The organism is Hyphomonas sp., from assembly GCF_017792385.1.
Lineage (GTDB): Bacteria > Pseudomonadota > Alphaproteobacteria > Caulobacterales > Hyphomonadaceae > Hyphomonas.
The window spans coordinates 1,099,840-1,118,800 of sequence record NZ_CP051230.1 but is presented as its reverse complement, the minus strand read 5'-3'; the positions used below and the strand labels follow the sequence as shown (position 1 = coordinate 1,118,800).

The window sequence follows — 18,961 nt, the reverse complement described above, 5'->3', positions numbered from 1 at the left end:
AAGACACGCTATATACAAAACAAGGGGGGGACATGGCCGACAGCAAGCTACCAAGCGGTATCGACCGGGTTGTTGGCCAGCGCATCCGGTGGCGGCGCAAGGAGTTGAAACTGACCCAGGAAAAACTGGGCGAACAGCTCGGCCTGACCTTCCAGCAAGTGCAGAAATACGAAAAGGGCGTGAACCGGATTTCGGCCGGGCGCCTGTTCGAACTGTCCACGGTCATGGGGGTGCCCGTGACCTATTTTTTCGACGGGGCGGAATCCTTTCTGGACGGCGGCGCGACCGCCGTGGCGGAAGGCGATGGAGAGGATGTTCAGGCGCCCGTCATCACATCGGAAGTGCTCGATCTGATTGCCGCATTCCAGAAGATCGAAGACCAGTCCCTGCGCAAATCCCTGCTGGCGACCGTGCAGGCGGCGGCCTCGGCCTTTGACGGAAAGGCGCAGGCCGAGGATTGATCCGCTCCGGTGGCTGGGGCATCAGACGCCGCGATGACCGAAGACGCCCATCCCTACAAGTCCCGCCCCCTGCGATCGTTCGGCCGCACGGGCGGCCGTGCGCTGTCTGCCCGGCAGCAGGCGCTGATCGACACGCGCCTGCCGCAGCTGGCCGTGCCGGCTGCAGAGCCTGGCACCCTGCAGCCTGCCAGCCTGTTCGGGGATGATCGCCCGGTCTGGCTGGAAATCGGCTTTGGCGGCGGCGAGCATTTCGTGGGACAGGCCACCCGGCATCCGGACGTCGGCTTCATCGGCTGCGAGCCTTTCGTGGAGGGCATGGCCAAGGCGCTGACCGGTATCGAGGCGGCATCCCTGCAGAATGTCCGCCTGGTGATGGATGATGCCCGCCCGGTTCTGGAATCGCTGGCGGATGCCAGCATTTCACGTGTCTTCATCCTGTTTCCGGATCCGTGGCCGAAGAAGCGACAGCAGAAGCGCCGCCTGATCCAGCCGGAATTCCTGGACAGCCTGTACCGCATCTGCAGGCCGGATGCGGGCATCCGGTTTGCCACTGACGTGAAATCCTATGCCGACGAAGCGTTGGGTCGGTTCCTGCAGCATGGCGGTTTCAATTGGAGCGCGACACGCGCCGATGACTGGCGCCTGCCACCGGCGGACCATCTGACCACGCGCTATGAGAGCAAGAAACTGGGCGATTGCGCGCCGGTCTGGTTCGACTTCACACGCAGCTGACACAAGACATTCACTTGACGGAATGTCGCACCCATGCGCTAATATGGGCATCGAATTCGGTCGGTCTGAAATATCAAGACCCCGTCAGACCGGCGGCCATGACTTTCCTTCCCTCCCGTTTCGATAAGTGGACCTGGCTCAAATCCGGACCGGGACGCTTCTATCTAACGTAAAGGACTACAAGTAATGGCAACTGGCAAAGTGAAATGGTTCAATGACCAGAAGGGCTTTGGCTTCATCAAACCGGATGAGGGCGGCTCAGACGTTTTTGTGCACATTTCGGCCGTTGAACGCTCCGGCCTGCGCACGCTGGCTGAAGACCAGGCAGTATCTTACGAACTCTACAAGGACGAACGCCGCGGCAAGACCTCGGCTGTGGACCTGAAGGTTCTGTAAACCACCCGATTCCTTCGGGAAATCGAGACGGCGGTTCCGGCAACGGAGCCGCCGTTTTCGTACCACCGCATTCCGGGCCTCGACACGTGCCCCGGCAGGGCGTATACAGGGCGCCAAGTCGAAACATATCGGCGGCGGTTCCGGAAACGGGGCCGCCGCTTTTCTTTACCGGACCCTTCCGAATTCCATGATTGCGCTGACCCAACAGGAACGCCAGATTCTCGCCCTCGTCACCCCGGTGGCGGAGTCGCTGGGCATGGAGATCGTGCGCCTGCGCATCCAGGGGGGGCGCAGGCCGCACCTGCAGATCATGGCGGAGCGGGAAGGGGGCGCCCCGACCAATGTCGAGGATTGCGCCAGCCTGTCGCGCGCCATTGCGCCCATGCTGGATGAGGCCGACCCGATCAAGGAAGCCTACACACTGGAAGTGTCCACGCCCGGGATTGACCGGCCGCTGACCCGCGAAGGCGATTTCGGCCGGTGGGTTGGCCATGCCGCAAAAGTGGAACTGGCCCGCCCGATCGACGGCCGCCGCCGGTTTACCGGCATGATTACCGGCGAGGATGCCGATGGCGCCCATATCGAACTGGATGACGAGACCGAACTGGTCGCGCATGTCCACGAGATGAGCAAGGCCAGCCTGATCCTGACCGATGAACTGATTGAAGCGGCGCGCGCGGCCGGCACCCTGCCGCCCCAGCCGGACGAGGATGATCTCGGCGATCTGGAGATCGACGAGAGCGACGAAGACACCGAGACAAACGAAGAGACGGGAGACGTCAAATGAGCACCATCGGCGTTTCAGCCAACAGGCTGGAAATCCTGCAGATCGCCAAGGCGGTCGCCGAGGAGAAGGCAATCGACCAGTCGATCGTCATCGAGGCGATGCAGGAAGCGATCGAAAAGGCCGCAAAAGCCAAATACGGCCAGGAGCACGACATCCGTGCGAAAATCGACGCAACCACCGGCGAACAGACCCTGTGGCGCGTCCAGACAGTCGTGGCCGACGAGGAATTCGAGGACGAATCCAAGCAGCTGCGCCTGACCGAAGCGAAGAAGCTGGACGCAACCCTGGAAGCCGGCGACGAGCTGAAGGAAGAGCTGCCGCCCTTCGATTTCGGCCGTGTGGCCGCCCAGACCGCGAAACAGGTCATCATGCAGAAGGTGCGTGATGCCGAGCGCGAGCGTCAGTACAATGAATACAAGGACCGTGTCGGCGAGATCATCTCCGGCGTGGTCAAGCGCGTCGAGTACGGTCATGTGATCGTGGATCTCGGCCGTGCAGAAGGCATCATCCGCCGCAATGACGGCATCCCGCGCGAGAACTTCCAGACCAATGACCGCGTGCGCGCCTATCTCTACAAGGTGAGCCGCGAGACCAAGGGTCCGCAGATCTTCCTGTCGCGGGCCGCGCCGGACTTCATGGTGCGCCTGTTCGCGCAGGAAGTGCCGGAAGTCTATGAAGGCGTGATCGAGATCAAGGCCTGTGCCCGCGACCCGGGCAGCCGCGCCAAGATCGGTGTGATCTCCAACGATTCCTCGATCGATCCGGTCGGGGCCTGTGTCGGTATGCGCGGGGCGCGCGTACAGGCGGTCGTCGGGGAGCTTTCCGGCGAGAAGATCGACATCATTCCGTGGAATTATGACGATGCCACCTTCATCGTGAACGCGCTGCAGCCGGCCGAAGTGTCGAAAGTGGTGCTGGACGAGGATGAGCGCCGCGTCGAAGTCGTCGTTGCCGACGATCAGTTCCCGCTCGCCATTGGCCGCCGTGGCCAGAATGTCCGTCTGGCGTCCCAGCTGACGGGCTGGCAGATCGATCTCGTGACCGAGAGCGCCGATTCCGAGCGCTACCAGCGCGAGTTCCAGGAACGGACCGAACTCTTCATGAAGGCGCTCGATGCCGATGAAACGCTGGCCCAGCTGCTGGCTTCGGAAGGCTTCGAGACGGTCGAGGAGATCGCCTATGTCGCGCCGGAAGACTTCATCACGATTGAAGGCTTCGACGAGGACGTGGCCGAGGAGCTGCAGGAGCGGGCCCGGGAATTCCTGGATCGCCTGGCCGCAGAGAATGACGCCAAGCGCAAGGAGCTGGGCGTTGAGGATGCGGTGATGGAGCTGGAAAGCATGACACCCTCCTTCGCCGTCCGCCTCGGTGAGGAAGGCGTGCAGACGCTGGACGATGTGGCAGGCCTCGTGCCGGACGACATCACGGGCTGGCGCGAGCCGGGCCCGGATGGCAAGCCGGTCTGGGTTGAAGGCATCCTGAAGAAGGGCGAGATGCGCAAGGATGACGCGCAGATGTTCATCATGCGCGCCCGTGTGGCCGCCGGCTGGATCGAGCCGGATGCCATTGAGCAGATGCTGGCCCAGAAGGCCGAGGAAGAAGCGCCTGAACTGACCGAGGAAGAGCGTGCCCTGCTGGCACTTGGCGAGCTTGGCAGCAACGCCTCTGACGAGGCGGTCGACGAGGCCCTGGAAGAGCTCGAGTTCGATCTCGACGCCCTGGCAGCGGAGGGCGGCGATGACGAAGCCGCACCGAAAGACTGATGCGCGGGTAACCGGTACTGAAGAACGCGTTGCGGACGGGGAGGGCCCCGTCCGTCAATGCGTCGTGACGCGGGATCGTCTCCCGCAGGCGGCGATGGTGCGTTTTGCGCTGTCGCCCGATCTCGTTGTGACGCCGGATGTGGCGGGCAAACTGCCCGGCCGGGGTGTCTGGGCCCGGTCCGACCGTGAAACAGTGGACTCGGCCGCCCGCAAGGGCGCGTTTGCACGGGGCTTCAAGCAGCAGGTGACGGTGCCGGACGGCCTGGCCGACACGGTCGAGCGCCTGTTGCTGCAGCGCCTCCTGGCCCAGCTGGGCATGGCGAAGAAGGCCGGGCAGGTCGTGCTCGGCTTCGATCAGGTGCGTGACGCGTTGCAGAAGAAACGGCCCGGCCTGTTGCTGGAAGCCGCTGATGGTGCAGAAGATGGCCGTTCAAAGGTGTATTTCCTCGCCAAAGCATTATATAGCAACGTGAAAATGGCCGGTGCGCTCAGTTCCACGGAATTGGGCGTGGCTTTTGGACGTGAGCGTGTGATACACGGTCTCGTCCGCAAGGGTCCAATGGCGAAAACGATAGAGCTGGCTTATCAGCGTCTGGCCGGTTTTCGCGCAAGGCCCGAACTGGACTGGTTCCCGGATCAGGATCGGTAGCGGAAAACAAAGCCGAGGCGCATGGGCGCGCATCGGCAAGAAACGTGGTATGAAGAACGTATGAGCGATACGAAAGACACTGGTGGCAATACGGGCGGACGCAAGCCGCTCACCGTTTCCCGGAAATCCTCCGGCACGGTGAAGCAGAGCTTCAGTCATGGCCGTTCAAAGCAGGTGGTGGTGGAGACCAAGAAGCGCCGGTCCGTCGGACCGAGCGGCGGGTCGTCTGCGCCAGCCTCGGAGACCGCCAAGCCGTCTTCGGATTCCCTCGAGGCCCGCCTGGTCGCGACCGCCAAGAAGCTTGGCATCACCGTGAACGAGCTCAAGGCACGCCAGAAGGCGCTGCTGGAACGCAAGCAGGAAGAGGCTGCGCGCGCCAAGGAAGAGCAGCGCGAGAAGGAAGCCCAGGACCGGCTGCGGTCCGAACAGGAAAAGAAGCTCCAGGAAGCCAAGGAGCGCGAAGAGGCCGAAGCCCGCCGCAAGGCCGAGGAAGAAGCCCGCAAGGCCGAAGAGGCCGCCGCGAAGGAACGCGCCGAACGCGCGCCGAAAGGCCGGGCCAAGGCCGATGCCGCTCCGGCTGCGGCCCCGCCCGTCGATGACGGGGCAGGGCGCGGCAAGCGCGGCAAGTCCGGCCGCGATGATCGCGACCGGCAAAACCGCGATTCCCAGGGACGCGGGTCCCGTGGGGGCGGCGGCGAGCGTCGCCGCGGCAAGCTGACCATTTCCTCTGCCCTCGGGGATGATGCGGACCGCCAGCGGTCCCTGGCCTCCCTGCGCCGGGCCCGCGAGCGGGAACGCGAGCGCCGCACGGGCGGCAATGACCAGCGCGAGAAAGTGTCGGTCGAGGTGACCCTGCCGGAAACCATCACCCTGCAGGACCTGGCCCAGCGGATGAATGAGCGCGTCGGTGACGTCGTGAAATTCATGATCCAGCAGGGCGAGATGCTGCGCGGCAATGACATCATTGATGCGGATACGGCCGAACTGATCGCCGAGGAATTCGGCCACACCGTCAAACGGGTTGCCGAATCCGATGTCGAGATCGGTCTGGAAGGCGCCGAGGATGATCCGAAGGATCTCAAGCCGCGCCCGCCGATCGTGACCATCATGGGCCATGTCGACCACGGCAAGACATCGCTGCTCGACGCGCTGCGCAAGACCGATGTCGTGTCCGGTGAGGCTGGCGGCATCACGCAGCATATCGGCGCCTATCAGGTGAAGCTGAAATCCGGCGACCGGATCACCTTCCTCGACACGCCGGGCCACGCCGCCTTCACGGCCATGCGGGCCCGCGGGGCGACATCGACAGACATCGCCATTCTGGTTGTGGCTGCCGACGATTCGGTGATGCCGCAGACCATTGAATCCATCAATCACGCCAAGGCGGCCGGCGTGCCGATCATCGTGGCGGTGAACAAGAGCGACCTGCCGACGGCCAATCCGGACAAGGTGCTGACCGACCTGCTGCAGCATGATGTGCAGGTGGAAAGCATGGGCGGCGAGACACAGGCAGTGAAAGTGTCTGCGCTGACCGGCGACGGTCTGGATGCGCTGACAGATGCCATCACGCTGCAGGCCGAACTGCTCGAACTGAAAGCCAATCCGGACCGCAATGCCGACGGCCTCGTGATCGAGAGCCAGCTGGACAAGGGCCGCGGCCCTGTGGCAACCGTTCTGGTCAAGCGCGGAACGCTGACACGCGGCGACATCGTCGTGGCCGGGTCCCAATGGGGCAAGGTCCGGGCGCTGGTCGACGAACGCGGCCAGCAGCTCAAGGGCGCCGGTCCGTCCCAGCCGGTCGAGGTACTCGGCCTGGATGGTGCACCCGAGCCGGGTGATCCTTTCGTGGTGGTCGACAGCGAAGCGCGGGCACGCGAAGTGACCGAGTATCGTGTCCGCCAGAAGCGTCAGGTGTCCGGCAAGGCCGGCGCTGCAGCGCGGGCATCGCTCGACCAGCTGCTCAGCAAGCTGAAGGAAGGCTCTGTCGAGACATCGGAGCTTCCGGTCGTCGTGAAGGGCGATGTGCAGGGCTCCGTGGAGGCGATCACGCAATCGCTCGACAAGCTGTCCAATGACGAAGTCCGGGCGCGGGTCATTCATGGTGCCGTTGGCGGTATTTCGGAAAGCGACGTGTTGCTGGCCCAGTCGTCCCAGGCACCGATCTTCGCGTTCAATGTGCGGGCCAACAAGCAGGCCCGTGACCTGGCCGAGAAGGAAGGCGTCGAGATCCGGTACTATTCGGTGATCTACGACCTGATCGACGATGTGAAAGCCACGCTGTCGGGCATGCTGGCCCCGGAAAAACGCGAAACCTTCATCGGGTACGCCGAAATTCTGGAAGTGTTCAACATCACCAAGGTCGGCAAGGTTGCCGGGTGCCGGATCAGCGAAGGCAAGGTTCTTCGCGGATGCGGGGTCCGCCTGCTGCGCGACGATGTTGTCATCCACGAAGGCAAGCTGAAAACGCTGAAGCGCTTCAAGGATGAAGTGAACGAAGTCAATGCCGGCATGGAATGCGGCATGGCGTTCGAGCGCTATGACGACATGCGCGTCGGCGACAAGATCGAGTGCTTCCAGGTCGAGGAAATTGCCCGGACGCTTGAATAGGCAGGAGGCAGAAAGGCGTGCCTGACCGTATTTCCGGCGTGCTGGATGCGAAGGACCGGAAACGCCTGGTCCGCGTGTCGCGGCACGGAACGGTTGGCCCGACGGCGATCTATTATGCCGGGGTCACCGCGCCGATCATCTCCGCCAGCATGTCGGTCATGATGCGCAATGCCATGGAGATGGCAGGGCTCGGGCCGTACTGGCAATGGTTCCTGTCGGCGCTTGTGGCGGCGCTGGCCGGCATTTCCTGGTATCTGATCTTCATCCGCTGGTCCTACCGTGTCCCCGGCAGCGACACCGACGCACCGGAGCCGGAAACCGAGGTGACCCTGACCGATGACCAGGTCCGGGTGCGGCGCAACGGAACGGAAATCCGGATCGACTGGTCCGGCATCGAAGCCGTGAAATCGCATCGCGGCTTCATCTCGGTCAAGGCCAGCAGCGGGGACGCCTTCATCATCCCCGACAGCTGGTTCAACAATGACAGGCAGGCGCGCAAGCAATTCGTCGCCCGCCTGAAACAGAAAGCAGGTGTGTGATGGCCAGAAAGCCAGCCCCTTCAGGAATGCCGACCCAGCGCCAGCTGCGCGCCGGAGAGCTGATCCGCCATGCCGTGTCGGACATTCTGGCACGCGAGGATCTGCGGGATCCGGATCTCGTCGGCGTGATCGTCACCGTGGGTGAAGTGCGCTGCTCGCCGGATTTGCGTCATGCCAATGTCTTCGTCTCGCCGCTGGGCGACGATTCAGAGGCAGGGCGCGCCAAGCTCGCCGCAGCCCTTAACCGCGCGGCCGGTTTCCTGCGCGGGCGGCTCGGGCGCGAGATCGACATGAAATTCACGCCCCAGCTGCATTTCATCGCCGACAAATCCTATGATGAAGCAACGGCGATTGACCGTTTGCTGGCCGATCCGCGCGTGAAGCGCGATATCGGCAAGGACTGATCCTTTCCGGCCTCTCTGGACAGCTTGTAAGTTGACTCGGTCAGTCCCGGCTGCAACCGTTTGCGGACGGTAGACAGGGGCCGAACGGATGGATCGCCAGACGCTCGACATGGAAGGTTCGCGTCGGGGAGAGATTTCCTCGGCCTCGTTGCAGCTGGGCGACGACACGATCGCCATCCAGTGCATCGCAACCATGTCCGTGGAGTCGATGGAGTTCGCGCCATGGGACACGCCCGCAAACCGCCGGGCGAAAAGCGTTCATGCTTCCCTTTTCGTGATCAATCTGTTCTTCGGCCTGCTGGCGCTTGCCTGGGGCGGCCTGTTTCCCGGCAGCAATGGCAGCATGGTGGCACTTGGTATCGGTGCGCTGCTCGGCCTGATCGCGCTGGTTCTGGGAATACGCGCCGTGATGATCGCGCGCCGCATGAAGATGCGCCAACCCTATTACCGGCTCGTGATCGGGGCGTCCGATGGTCGCCGGATTCCGCTGGTCGACAACAATCATGACGTGCTGCGGCAGATACGGGATGTTGTGCGCCACAAGATGGATACCGGGGATCGCGAGATTCAGGGCGATTTCGATCTCGATCTGGACATCGTCAATCTCCGCACGCCGGCCGCGCCTTCCAGCCGGCCTGCCGCGCTTGCCGCGAAGACTGCAGATCACGCGCCCCTGACGGCAGACGCCGGGGACGCCGACCGGCCGAACGAGCCGGATGTCCTGTTTGACCAGGATCCCGAAGACGTCCGCAACGCCTCCTGATTTGTCGCATGCCCGGCTGATCCCGCCGCCTTGACGCACCGGGGCTGGCTGCGTAAGGCCGCGCCTTGTCCTGTTCCACCGTCGGCCGCGTTCGAACCGTGTGCTGACGCAACCCGCGAGACCTGAAACTTGGCCCGTCAAAGAAAACGCAAGGGTGACCCGATCAACGGGTGGCTCAACCTGTTCAAGCCTGTCGACATCACCTCCACCCAGGCGGTGGCGATCCTGAAGCGAAAGTACAATGCCCAGAAAGTCGGACATGGCGGCACGCTGGATCCGCTGGCCGATGGCATCCTGCCGATTGCGTTCGGAGAGGCCACGAAAACGGTGCAATGGGCGATGGATGCCCGCAAGGAATACGTTTTCACCATCCGCTGGGGAGTCTCCACCGAAAGCCAGGACGCAGAAGGGGAGGTGACAGCCACCTCCGATGCCCGACCGACGCGCGAGCAGGTCGAGGCGCTGCTGGCCGATTATGTCGGCACGATTGAACAGGTGCCCCCCAAATTCTCGGCCATCAAGGTGGATGGACAACGCGCCTATGATCTGGCGCGGGAAGGGGAGAGCTTCGAACTGACCTCCCGCCAGGTGGATGTCTTCGAGGCCAGTGTCATTGGCATGCCGGATGAAGACCACACCGTCATTCACGTCACGTCGGGCAAGGGATTCTATGTGCGGGCCATGGCGCGCGACCTTGCGTTCGACCTCGGCTGTGAAGGCCATATCAGCCAGTTGCGCCGCACCCGGGTCGGCAAGTTCGGCGCGCCCGCCGCGATCCCGCTGTCCAGAATCGAGGAGACGGAAGACACCGAAACCCTGCTGTCCTTCCTGCAACCTGTGCATGCGATGCTGGAGAATGTTCCCGAAATCGAGATCACGCGCGAAGAGGCGGCCAGCCTCCGGCATGGACGCTCGATTGTCCTGTTGCCCTACATCATCGAGCAATGGAAAGCCGAGGCGTCTGGCGATCCTGACGACCGGGCGGCCATCGCAGTGTGCGGTGGAGACGCTGTTGCACTTGGGGACATCCGGGCGGGACAGTTTGAACCGAGTCGGGTCTTTGTGAGATAGGCTGACACCGCCTGTGATCAGGCAATTTGTTTCTCCATACAGCGCATTTCCCCCATACGGGGGAAGAATTTACCGCCATTTCACGGGTTTATGCCCTTTGGGGCACCCATTGGCGAGCCGTGCCCGATAATTTCGTGGGTCGGGGGAATTCATCTGTAAAGTTGCATGGAATGTGCAAGATGATGGGTCCCGCCGCTGTTGGCGGGAACTAAGGGAGTACTCTTATGAACCTTAAGAAAGAAATGCTCCTCGGCTTCAGCAACGATCGTGACGCGAAAAACGACACGATGGTCGGCTGCAAGGGAGGCGGCAGACGGCGCAAGAAAGGCGGCCGGAAGTTCTTCTTCCGGTGGAATTAATCTTTCTTGCCTAGCGAACGTGCATCGCCTCGGATGAGGCGGTGCACATCTTTCCCAACAGGCACAGAGTTTCCGGAACCCATTTGCACATGCTCGACTTCCAGTTTCTTCCAGACACAATGGCCGCGCGGCGCACCAATGCGCGCATGCATGACGGCCTGTTCGAAAGTCTCGCATATCTCTCGGACGTCCTGTCGGAACGTCAGCCCGGCCTGCCAGAGGCCTGTGCCGCCTGGCGCCAGTCGATCGGGACCGACCAGCGCGTCCCGTCCTCCGTATTCGGAGCCTATTATGACGCGGTCGAAGCGATCCAGGCTGACCAGCCGGATGCGGCGGTCGCTGGTCTGCAACGCATCTTCCTGACCCCGCCGGAAGCCCTTCAGACCCGTGTAAACATGCTCGGGCGGGACTATTCGGCCGAAGCCGGGGCCAGGATCATGAAATTCATGGGCGCCCCCGAAACCGGCGTGGCAGGCGTCACCGAGCCGGATCCCGTGAAGGCGGCCCGTTTCGCCGATCGTCTGGACACGGCGCTGGACTGGATTGCCCGCAACCTGCCGGAACTGCACGGCGAGATGAACGCCCTGCTCGGCGAACTGGTGCTGGTCGGCCCGGTGGAAGGGTCCCTGGAATTCGAGGGCGGCACCTGTTTCCGCCTTTGGGGGGCCGTTGCCCTGAACGCCGAACGCAAGGCGTCCGTGGCCGACCTCATTGTCACGCTGGCGCATGAAGAAGGCCATGCCGCCCTGTTTGGTGCGTGCCGGAACGAGATGCTGGTCGAGAATCCCGACTCCGAACTCTACTGGTCGCCCATTCGCCAGACCGAACGACCGCTGGAGGGTATCTTTCACGCCGCATTTGTCTCGGCACGCATGATGTGGGCCCTCCGCCGAATGCTGGACAGCGGCGATTTCGGATGGCTGGAGCGCCGCAGGCTGTCGGCCATGCTCAAACAGGTCGAATCGGTTCAGCGCGAATCTGCGGATATCGTCCGCGAGGAAGGCCGGCTGACCGGCACCGGCGCTGCCGTGCTGCGCGCCATGACAGAATTCATCAACGGAACCGGCCGGCAGTTCGAGCCCGCCTGAGATGACGGCGGGCAATGTCATCCGCCGGGCGGTCCGCAATCTCGCCTGGATGTTTGCCCACACGTGGGTATCGGCTGTTTTCGGCCTGGTCAGCTTCACCATCATGGCCCGTATCTTGGGGCCGGAACCCTATGGGATCATGGCGCTGGCCGGTCTGGTCTTCGGCATTGTCGGCATATTTGTCGGCGCGCCGCTGGTGGAATCCCTTCAGCAGCGTGATGAAATTTCCCGGGCGCATCTCGATACGACCTTCTGGCTGAATACCGGCCTCACCATCGTCTTTGCCGGGATCATTGCCCTGACGGCAGGGCCGGTCGCGGCCCTGGCCGGCGCGCCGGCGGTGGCGGACGTCCTGCCGGCCCTGTGCCTGATCATGGTGTTCGGAAGCCTGGAATCCGTGCCGGGCGCGCTGCTGCAGCGGCGGCTGGAGAATGAGAAGATCGTCTGGATCGAATCCGTTGAATCCCTTGTCGGCACGGTCGTGGCGCTTGTCCTGGCCGTGCTGGGCTTCGGGGTCTGGGCGCTTGTGGCCAGCATGGCGGCTGCAACGCTGATCAGCGTGACCGGCACCGTCTATGCCGCCAGATGGCGGCCCGGTCTTTCCTTCTGCCCGCAAGCCTTCCGGGAATTGTTCGCCTTCAACCGCGATACGGTTGCGACCTATTTTCTCGGCTATGCCGATGATGCCCTTCCGCGCTTCCTGCTCAGCCTTGTCGGCGGCGAACGCGCAGTTGGTCTCCTGTCCATGGCCGGATCGGTGTCGGGCATGCTGACCGAACTGCTCATGGGGCCGTTCAACGAGATCGCGATGAATGTGGTGGCCCGGCTGCAATCGAGCCGGAAGACCGTGCACGATCTGCTCGACCGCGTCTTCACCCTCACCACGGCGGCAATCTATCCGGCCACGCTGGGCTTTGCCGTCATAGCGCCGCTGCTGATTCCGCTGCTTGTCGGCGAGGAATGGCGCGCCGCCATCCTGCCGCTGCAGATCCTGCTCATCCTGGGCATCCGCGATGCGACCGGCACGTTCAACATTGCCATCCTTCGCGGGGTGGGCAACAGCCGCGCCCCACTGCTCATTCTCAGCATCGGCATCCTGCTGCTCGTGGCGCTTGCCCCGGTGCTGTTGCCCTATGGCATCTCCGGCATCGCGGCGATGATTGCCGTGCGCACCTTCCTGACCTGGCCCCTGTCGGCCTTTCTGGTGGAGCGGACGGCCGGGTATCCCGCCCTGCGCCAGCTGACGATTGGCTGGCGCGCCCTGCTCAGCGCGCTGGGCATGGTCGGCGCTGTCCTGCTGGTGCAGGCAGTCCTGCCGTCGGATTTCCCGGTCGTGGCGGAGATCGCCTGCATGGTCGGTGTGGGCGTCATGGCCTATGCGGCATGGATGTGGCTGATTGGCGCGCGGCAGGTACGCGATATTCGTGACGCTTTCAGCTGGTTTCGAAACCAGGATGAAACGGTCGCAGACCTAGTATAGGTCAATCTGTTGCTGCTGGGGGCGAAGACGTGATCTGTTTCATAACATCCGGAGCGCACAAATATGCGGTGCGGGAGCTGCGCGATGTGCCCGGCATGCCGAAGATCGGTCTGCTCTCCTACAATCAGCTGTTGCGCAAGTCGGCGCTGCCCCGCGCGACCTATGTCTTCACTGATTTTGACCGGATCGACTTCTGGCAAAGGGAGCTGGCAGCCAAGGCGTATCGCTGCCTGAAGGCCGCCGGCCTGACGGTGCTGAACGATCCGGCCGGCGTGCGCACCCGGCTGCCAATGCTGAAACGGCTGAAGGCGGACGGGCTGAACAGTTTTTCGGTGTGGGATCCGGAAGTGGACCCGATGCCGGACGCCTATCCCGTCTTCCTGCGCACCCGGGCGGCCCATCGCGGCGCCCTGACAGATTTGCTGGCCACGCCTGAGGCGGCGCAGGATGCGCTCGACGGGCTGATTGCGGCGGGCCATTGCCGGTCCGACCTGATGTTTGTCGAATACCGGTCCGAGCCGGTCGAGGACGGATTGTTCCGGAAACTCGCCGCCTATTGCGTCGGAGACCGGATCGTGACCGGCATGTCCGTACACGACACAGATTGGCACGCCAAATATGGCACCGAAGGCGCCGCCAGCGAGGCGCTGTACCGGGAGGAACGCGACGCGGTGCAGGAAAACCGCTATGCCGCGCCGCTGGCGCGCTATTTCCAGGCCGCCGGCATCGCGTTCGGGCGGGCCGATTTCACGCTGGTCAACGGCAATATCGAAGTCTACGAGATCAACACCAATCCCAACAATTCCCGCATCCTGGACCATCCCTTTGCGATGCGGGTGGACACGGACGCCCTGTTCCACCAGCGCCTCGCAGAGGCCCTGCAGGCCGTGGACACGCCCGCAGGCGGGCCGCCGGTCGCCCTCGATCATCCCGACCTTGCCGCCCAGCGCAAGCGGGACTGGCTGCTGCCCCGGCCACGCTGGACTCCCTGATCAGGCGGTGGCCGCCGCGTGGGCGCTGGCCCAGGCCCATTGGAAATTGTAGCCGCCCAGCCAGCCCGTCACATCGACACATTCGCCGATGAAGAACAGGCCGGGCACATGCCGGCTTTCCATCGTCTTCTGGTCCAGCCCGTCCGTGGACACACCACCCACGGTCACTTCTGCCGTGCGATACCCTTCCGTGCCCATCGGCGTGACCTGCCAGGATTTCAGGAAGGCGGTGAATTCATCCAGTGCCGCATGGGAGAGATCGGCCAGGCGGGCCTCCGGCGCAATCGGGCCCAGCTCTGCCAGCAGGCCGGCCAGCCGGGCCGGGAAATGCGCCTCCAGCGCCTTGGCGAACCCCTGCCGGGGAGAGGCCTGCTTGGCCGCGCGCAGGGCCGGGCCGAGCGCGTCCCCGGTCTGCAGGCAGAGCGTCAGCGGCGCGCCTTCGCGCCAATAGGACGAGGTCTGCAGCGCCGCCGGACCGGACAGGCCGCGATGGGTGAACAGCAGATCCTCCTCGAAGCGTGCGCCCGGCACGCTGGCGGTCACCGGTGTGGCAACGCCGGAAATGGCAGCAAACCGCTCGCCCAGCTCTCCGGAGAAGGTGAACGGGACAAGGCCCGGCCGGGTGGGGACGACATCATGTCCGAACTGGCGGGCCAACTCGTAGGCGAGGCCGGTTGCCCCCATTTTCGGAATCGACATCCCGCCCGTGGCGACGACCAGCCGCGCTGCGGAAACGCGCCTGGCCGCGGTCTCGACCGTGAACATCCCGTCGGCATGCGAGACCTGGTCCACCCCGGTGGACAGGCGCAGCTCCACGCCGCCCTTGTCGGCCTCGTCCAGCAGCATCTGGATGATCGCGCCGGATTTCTGGTCGCAGAACAGCTGGCCCTTGTGCTTTTCCGAATAGGTCAGGCCGTGTGCGGCCATCAGGCCGATGAAATCCCAGGGCGTGTAGCGGGCGAGGGCGGATTTCGCAAAATGGGGATTCTCGCCCAGGAACCGGTCGGCGCGCGTTTCCAGATTGGTGAAATTGCACCGGCCACCGCCGGAAATGCGCACCTTGTCGGCAGGCCGCCTCGCATGGTCCAGCACCAGCACACGCTGCCCGCGCTGGCCGGCCAGTCCGGCATGGAACAGGCCCGCCGCGCCGGCGCCCAGCACGATCGTATCCGGTGGGGGGCCTCGCTCACTCATGCGCGGGCCTTAGCCGGTTTGCCGGGCAGGGGCCAGAGCCCCGCTTCAGGCCGACCGGACCAGCCCAAAAAACCGGGGATGGCGTGATGATCGTCACGGCGGCCCCCCGGCCCGAGGCGTAATCTCGCTGTGTGGCGGGCACACCTGACCAACACACCCCCGCCACAAACGGTGAATGGAAGGAAAAAAGTCATGAATACGACTTGTCCTGCGGTGGGGACCGTAACTGCACGCCTGAACGCGGCGGCGACCGGCCCGCGCGTCGGCAGGGCGGGGGGACACTTGCCCGGCCGGCCCGCGTGCCAACCTTCCATGAACGTGTCATGTGCAACCGGACCCGACCCCTCCTGACGGGCCCGGTTGCCGGACCGGCTGCCAGGATGGCCGGCATCTCGCCACGATGCCGCCCGTCCGCACCAGCCTTGGGGCGCGGGATGCAGCGATCAAGAATGGGGCCCCTTACTCTACCCCAGCTCCGCAGGGGACGGCGGAGCGCAAGGTTCGCACCCCGCTTCCCGTGCCATTCCGGACTTCGCGCCACAGAAGTCCGGGATGGCACCACCCCGCCTGTTTCAGGCGCCCGCCAACCGTCCCGATACATGCCAGTGACCGGTCCCCGACCGGCGGGACTTTCCCCAGTTTCACCCGCCCAGTTTCAAGGAGATGACCCGTGTCGAGAACCGTCAAGGAAGTGAGCATGTTTCCGCCCGGTACGCCGGAAAGCGCCATCTTTGCCATTCAGGGCCTGCGCGGCAGTGCCGACAGTGTTGAAAGTTGCACCAGTTCCGGCAGCGAAGAGCGCGGCTGGATCATGACAACGGTCTGGACGCTGCCGACCGCGCGGGCCGTCTGCAATTCCCGGCTTCATGCAGGCTCCCCTGGCTTGCCATGAAGGCCCGGCCGGTCCGAAACAGATCCGCGTGACCATGTTTCTCTCTCTCCAGCGCGCCCCGTAACGGACCGGCCGGGATTTTTTCAAAGCGTATCCCCTCAGACAGGGCGCGCATAGTAGGCGACGGCGTAGTCCGGCGTATAGCGCTTTTCGCCGATGCGGACGAAGCCGAGCCGCGCATGGAATCTGTGCGATCCCGGATTGTCCGGGTCGGTATTCACTTCCGCGCCCAGCCAGTCCCGCCCCCGGGCGATCTCGAACGCCGCTTCATAGAGGCGCCGTCCCAGGCGCTGCCCGCGCGCCGCTTCCGACAGGGCGATCCGGTCAACATAGAGCAGGTCGCAGCCCTCCGCCGCCTGCCAGGCCTCGAACCAGCGCAGATTGGCGCTGTCATAGGCCTGCGTGCCCGGCTCGATCAGCGTGATGAACCCCAGCGGCCGGTCCTGCGCATCCGCCGCCACCAGACAGGTCGACAGATCAATCCACCGCTTCAGCCCTTCGGCTGAGTCCTCATGTCCCACGCCGGGGGTCGAGGCCTGATTGATGGCATAGAGGGCAGGCAGGTCTGCCGGGGTATAGGGACGAATGGACATGCCCGGCCTTCTGCAACCGGCGCCCCCGATTGACAAGTGGGACATCCTCCCGCTCTCCGCCCACCCCGGCACCGCAAAGTGAGGCAACACACCCCTCTCCCCCGGGGAGAGGGGGCGCTATTCTCCGTTGCCGAAAGTCCTCTTTCACCGCTCACCCCGGCGCTGCGGAGGGATAAAGCGAATGCACTTCATTCGCCCCGCAGCAGGCCCAAGCACAAGCGCAGGGCGCCGGGGCCCCGCGCGGCTGGCTCCGCATCGTTTCGGCAAGAGACCCCGGCATCCGCCGGGGACACGGTGTTGGAGGATGGAGGACCACCCTCTCCCCCCGCAGGCCCCTGCGAAGGCAGGGGCCCATCTCCCGCTGTATCCTCAGGCGCTCCAGGCGATGGCGGGAGATGGATACCTGCCTGCGCAGGTATCTCCGGACCAGCTGAATCCGGCGCACAGCCCCTCATGCGATGATGGTGACCTGCCCTTCCGGGAGCCGGATCAGGTACCGTTCTGGTCGGGAGGGCAGGGACAGGATGGGCCTTGCGGGAGACAGACGGTCCCGCCGGGCCCTAGGCAGGTCAGGCCAGGGTGAGCCTGCGAAAGCAGGTAGGGAACCCGCCTCGTCCGGCAGCCCGGGAGCAAGGCCTCCCCGGATGGACTTCCCGTGTGAAAAGCACGGAAGCCCCGTTTGCGCGGCGCCGGTAACGAAGACCCGGGACCATGGGCCCCCATGAGGGTGTCCCGCCGAAGACCCTGTCCGGCGCGGCGGGCGGTAACGCTCCATTCCGTAGCCTTTTCATTTCCAGGCGGAGCGCCACGGCGCCCGCCGCGCCGTGGCTCCTTGAGCCGCACCGAGATCCCCGGATGGCGCGCGCCAGTCCGGCCAAATGTGCAGGAGGAATCGAAAATGAACACCGCACCTCTTCTCCTCCCCCGCTTGCGGGGGAGGTGGCAGGCGGCGCAGCCGGCTGACGGAGGGGGAACTCCGGACCCGTGGCACCAGCCCCCTCCGCCTCGCGAGGCTCGGCACCTCCCCCGCATGCGGGGGAGGAGTGCCCTCATCTGCCTCCGGCATCCGCCGGGGACGCGGGGGTGGGTAGGGTGGGTTGAGCAAAGCGATACCCACCAATCCCGTCCGTCGTCGCACATTCAAAGTTTGGACAAGGACCAGACCCATCCCGAGCGAAGTCAAAGGAGGACCAGAAGGAGGACCGAAAATTCCGCAAGCCCGCGCCCGTGCTTCGACTTCGCTCAGCATGAGCGCGACTGGCAGCGCGGTTCGCGACGCGGGTTCGGCTTTTGGACATCGTTTCACTCAAACCGGCGTACCCGATTCATCGCGGGATGGCGGCAACCTGCCAGTCATCCTCGTAGACGATCTGGCCAGGGTTTCGCGTTGTTCGCAGGTCGATCCAGTAACCGTAGTCTTTCAGGATCGGCACCATGGTCCAGATCCTGTTGGTGGGTTCATGGGCGGTCTCCTTGAACCAGCAGATGGCGCGGCGATTCTGTGGATTTTCCAGCGCGTCGGGCACGTGCAGGTGATCCCGAAACCATTGGATAAGCCGATTGATCTCGTTGCTATCGTGAATGCGCGTCGCATGCGCGTCACGCACGCGGTAGGCAATATGGAAGATGCCAAGACGGCTCGCATTGTCTTCGCAGCGTTCCTGGCTTTCGAAACGTAGGTATTGCATGTCGAATCTCGAGAGACACGCCACAAGTGCCCTGATGGGCCGCTGAGGAATCGAACCTCTCACCGTCGCCACTCCCCCTGTTGATAAGCGGGACCGCATTTGCGGTACGGGGTGGAGCAAGCGGCCCGGATCAGGCGCGTGAAAATTGTGGCGTGCAATTGGACAATAGGGCTCTGGGCGCGCGGTCAGGCCTGACGCGCGGCGCGGATGCTAGGTGCAATAATAGAGCGGCTTATTGAACATGCGTGTGCTGATATATTTTTGGGAGAGGGGAGTCAATGGATGTGTGGGGCGGGTCGCGACGAGGCAGGTGGACAGATCGATCCAGCGCTTCAGGCCGTCTGCTGAGTCTTCATGCCCCACACCGGGCGTCGAGGCCTTGGTTGATGGCATAGAGGGCAGGGAGGTCTGATGGGGTGTAGGGGCGGATGGGCATGTGCGGGCTCGACTTTTAGTAGTAAGCGGACTGGCTAGCGCATATGCTGCTTGTGTCGATTCTTTAA

General features: G+C 64.0%; 19 protein-coding genes. 15 read left to right on the top strand and 4 right to left on the bottom strand.

Translation table 11 applies throughout. The features are described 5' to 3' along the window. Positions 1-32: 32 nt before the first annotated feature. From HF955_RS05580 to HF955_RS05515, 14 genes are all read left to right on the top strand, one after another. Positions 33-461 carry a helix-turn-helix transcriptional regulator gene (locus tag HF955_RS05580; protein ID WP_291078592.1) on the top strand — a complete coding sequence of 143 codons (429 nt, stop codon included), beginning with the start codon at positions 33-35 and terminating at the stop codon, positions 459-461. Between the two features lie 9 nt (positions 462-470). Then, on the top strand, positions 471-1,193 hold the full coding sequence (gene trmB / locus HF955_RS05575) for a tRNA (guanosine(46)-N7)-methyltransferase TrmB (protein WP_291078590.1): 723 nt from the start codon (positions 471-473) through the stop codon (positions 1,191-1,193). 186 nt (positions 1,194-1,379) lie between these two features. Further along, positions 1,380-1,589: a cold-shock protein gene (locus HF955_RS05570; RefSeq protein ID WP_027839282.1), complete on the top strand. Its 210-nt coding sequence runs from the start codon at positions 1,380-1,382 to the stop codon at positions 1,587-1,589. Positions 1,590-1,776: 187 nt separating this feature from the next. Next, complete coding sequence (gene rimP, locus HF955_RS05565; RefSeq protein WP_291078588.1) at positions 1,777-2,376, top strand: ribosome maturation factor RimP; 600 nt, start codon at positions 1,777-1,779, stop codon at positions 2,374-2,376. Continuing rightward, positions 2,373-4,139: a transcription termination factor NusA gene (nusA, locus tag HF955_RS05560; protein ID WP_291078586.1), complete on the top strand. Its 1,767-nt coding sequence runs from the start codon at positions 2,373-2,375 to the stop codon at positions 4,137-4,139. Before rimP ends, nusA begins: the two co-directional genes overlap by 4 nt. Then, positions 4,114-4,788, top strand: coding sequence for an RNA-binding protein (locus HF955_RS05555; RefSeq protein ID WP_291078584.1), 675 nt, complete (start codon positions 4,114-4,116; stop codon positions 4,786-4,788). Before nusA ends, HF955_RS05555 begins: the two co-directional genes overlap by 26 nt. 60 nt (positions 4,789-4,848) lie before the next feature. Beyond that, complete coding sequence (gene infB / locus HF955_RS05550; RefSeq protein WP_291078582.1) at positions 4,849-7,395, top strand: translation initiation factor IF-2; 2,547 nt, start codon at positions 4,849-4,851, stop codon at positions 7,393-7,395. Positions 7,396-7,412: 17 nt separating this feature from the next. Beyond that, positions 7,413-7,934, top strand: coding sequence for a YcxB family protein (locus HF955_RS05545; RefSeq protein WP_291078581.1), 522 nt, complete (start codon positions 7,413-7,415; stop codon positions 7,932-7,934). After that, complete coding sequence (gene rbfA / locus HF955_RS05540) at positions 7,934-8,338, top strand: 30S ribosome-binding factor RbfA (RefSeq protein WP_291078579.1); 405 nt, start codon at positions 7,934-7,936, stop codon at positions 8,336-8,338. Before HF955_RS05545 ends, rbfA begins: the two co-directional genes overlap by 1 nt. A gap of 88 nt (positions 8,339-8,426) precedes the next feature. Continuing rightward, positions 8,427-9,101 carry a DUF6232 family protein gene (locus HF955_RS05535; protein WP_291078578.1) on the top strand — a complete coding sequence of 225 codons (675 nt, stop codon included), beginning with the start codon at positions 8,427-8,429 and terminating at the stop codon, positions 9,099-9,101. A gap of 129 nt (positions 9,102-9,230) precedes the next feature. Further along, on the top strand, positions 9,231-10,172 hold the full coding sequence (truB, locus tag HF955_RS05530) for a tRNA pseudouridine(55) synthase TruB (protein WP_291078576.1): 942 nt from the start codon (positions 9,231-9,233) through the stop codon (positions 10,170-10,172). Positions 10,173-10,620: 448 nt separating this feature from the next. Further along, on the top strand, positions 10,621-11,619 hold the full coding sequence (locus HF955_RS05525; RefSeq protein WP_291078574.1) for an HEXXH motif-containing putative peptide modification protein: 999 nt from the start codon (positions 10,621-10,623) through the stop codon (positions 11,617-11,619). Between the two features lies 1 nt (position 11,620). Then, positions 11,621-13,099, top strand: a complete 1,479-nt coding sequence (locus HF955_RS05520; RefSeq protein ID WP_291078572.1) for an oligosaccharide flippase family protein — start codon at positions 11,621-11,623, stop codon at positions 13,097-13,099. Between the two features lie 29 nt (positions 13,100-13,128). Continuing rightward, the gene (locus HF955_RS05515; RefSeq protein ID WP_291078570.1) at positions 13,129-14,091 is read left to right on the top strand and encodes a hypothetical protein; all 963 of its coding nucleotides are present in this window, start codon (positions 13,129-13,131) and stop codon (positions 14,089-14,091) included. Here HF955_RS05515 and HF955_RS05510 read toward each other — a convergent pair whose 3' ends face one another. Beyond that, positions 14,092-15,285, bottom strand: coding sequence for an NAD(P)/FAD-dependent oxidoreductase (locus tag HF955_RS05510; protein ID WP_291078568.1), 1,194 nt, complete (start codon positions 15,283-15,285; stop codon positions 14,092-14,094). 670 nt (positions 15,286-15,955) lie between these two features. On the opposite strand from HF955_RS05510, the gene HF955_RS05505 reads away from it, so the two are divergent. Then, positions 15,956-16,177, top strand: coding sequence for a hypothetical protein (locus tag HF955_RS05505; protein WP_291078566.1), 222 nt, complete (start codon positions 15,956-15,958; stop codon positions 16,175-16,177). Positions 16,178-16,275: 98 nt separating this feature from the next. Here the strand turns inward: HF955_RS05505 and HF955_RS05500 are convergent, their stop codons facing one another. From HF955_RS05500 to HF955_RS05490, 3 genes are all read right to left on the bottom strand, one after another. Then, the gene (locus tag HF955_RS05500) at positions 16,276-16,770 is read right to left on the bottom strand and encodes a GNAT family N-acetyltransferase (protein ID WP_291078564.1); all 495 of its coding nucleotides are present in this window, start codon (positions 16,768-16,770) and stop codon (positions 16,276-16,278) included. A 1,325-nt stretch (positions 16,771-18,095) separates the two neighbouring features. Continuing rightward, a complete protein-coding gene (locus tag HF955_RS05495) occupies positions 18,096-18,458 on the bottom strand; it encodes a hypothetical protein (RefSeq protein ID WP_291078561.1) in 363 nt (120 codons plus the stop codon). A 210-nt stretch (positions 18,459-18,668) separates the two neighbouring features. Further along, positions 18,669-18,851 carry a hypothetical protein gene (locus HF955_RS05490; protein WP_291078558.1) on the bottom strand — a complete coding sequence of 61 codons (183 nt, stop codon included), beginning with the start codon at positions 18,849-18,851 and terminating at the stop codon, positions 18,669-18,671. Positions 18,852-18,961 lie beyond the last annotated feature (110 nt).